Here is a 1,015-nt window from a genome sequence, read left to right as displayed (position 1 = left end):
GTAGGAACCAGTGTGTTAGCTTCCGACGGAGTGCAACCACTTCCGCCGCTGATGTATATCAGCACATTCCGGTTGATCCTGCCGGAGGCCATTGCTATCGGAGTCCGATTTAGCCATGCTAGTCGCACGAGTTTAGACTCGTGGCATATAGCTCAGTAACACGTGGCCAAACTACCCTACAGACCGCAATAACCTCGGGAAACTGAGGCCAATAGCGGATATAACTCTCAGGCTGGAGTGCCGAGAGTTAGAAACGTTCCGGCGCTGTAGGATGTGGCTGCGGCCGATTAGGTAGATGGTGGGGTAACGGCCCACCATGCCGATAATCGGTACAGGTTGTGAGAGCAAGAGCCTGGAGACGGTATCTGAGACAAGATACCGGGCCCTACGGGGCGCAGCAGGCGCGAAACCTTTACACTGCACGACAGTGCGATAGGGGGACTCCGAGTGTGAGGGCATATAGCCCTCGCTTTTCTGCACCGTAAGGTGGTGCAAGAATAAGGACTGGGCAAGACCGGTGCCAGCCGCCGCGGTAATACCGGCAGTCCAAGTGATGGCCGATATTATTGGGCCTAAAGCGTCCGTAGCTTGCTGTGTAAGTCCATTGGGAAATCGACCAGCTCAACTGGTCGACGTCCGGTGGAAACTACACAGCTTGGGGCCGAGAGACTCAACGGGTACGTCCGGGGTAGGAGTGAAATCCTATAATCCTGGACGGACCACCAATGGGGAAACCACGTTGAGAGACCGGACCCGACAGTGAGGGACGAAAGCCAGGGTCTCGAACCGGATTAGATACCCGGGTAGTCCTGGCCGTAAACAATGCTCGCTAGGTATGTCACGCGCCATGAGCACGTGATGTGCCGTAGTGAAGACGATAAGCGAGCCGCCTGGGAAGTACGTCCGCAAGGATGAAACTTAAAGGAATTGGCGGGGGAGCACCACAACCGGAGGAGCCTGCGGTTTAATTGGACTCAACGCCGGACATCTCACCGGTCCCGACAGTAGTAATGAC

1 rRNA gene is annotated in these 1,015 nt (G+C 55.9%); it reads left to right on the top strand.

Annotation, left to right across the window (positions count from 1 at the left end):
* Positions 1-65: 65 nt before the first annotated feature.
* Positions 66-1,015: ribosomal RNA gene (locus tag IEY38_RS21135) — 16S ribosomal RNA — on the top strand; the annotation flags it as partial.

Origin of the sequence: Haloarcula sebkhae, from assembly GCF_014647415.1 — an archaeon.
GTDB classification, from domain to species: Archaea; Halobacteriota; Halobacteria; order Halobacteriales; family Haloarculaceae; genus Haloarcula; species Haloarcula sebkhae.
This window is presented reverse-complemented; position numbering and strand designations above follow the sequence as displayed.